Annotated in this window: 1 pseudogene; it reads left to right on the forward strand. The window is 65.6% G+C overall.

The features are described 5' to 3' along the window. Positions 1-599: pseudogene (locus HU762_RS26530) on the forward strand (type IV secretion protein Rhs); the annotation flags it as partial.

Here is a 599-nt window from a genome sequence, read left to right on the forward strand (position 1 = left end):
AATTCGGCGCCGACGGTAGCCAGCGGGTCACCGCTTACCAAAGGGATTCTGCAGGACGCCTGCTGCGCAAGACCTTGCCCGACGGCACGACCGTCGATTACCGCTACGACGGCCTCGGGCGCTTGGTCAGCGTCGACGACGGCAACTGGCCGCTGGCCTACGAATACGACGCGCAAGACCGCCTCATCGCCGAACACCAGGGCTGGGCCACCCTGCGTTATCGCTACGACAGCGCGGGCCGGCTGATCCATTGCCGCCTGCCGGATCGCAGCACCCTCGACTATCGCCACCTCCCGGGCGGCGCGCTGATCGCCATCGACCTCAACGGCACCTGCCTGACCGAGCACCGTTTCAAAGGCGGACGCGAGACCCAACGCCAACAGGGCCGGCTGCTCAGCGACTACAGCTACGACGAACAGGGTCGCCTCAAGGCCCAGACCGTGTGGCAGACCCAACAGCAACAGCTGTTCTGGCGCGACTATTCCTATGACGCGGGCGGCAACCTCGCCGCGCTGTCCGACACACGAAACCGCCGCAGCTACCAATACGACAAGCAAGATCGCCTGCTGCGCATCGACTATGCCCACAGCCAAGCCCCG

The organism is Pseudomonas sp. SWRI92 (assembly GCF_014268685.1).
In the GTDB taxonomy this organism is placed as follows: domain Bacteria; phylum Pseudomonadota; class Gammaproteobacteria; order Pseudomonadales; family Pseudomonadaceae; genus Aquipseudomonas; species Aquipseudomonas marvdashtae.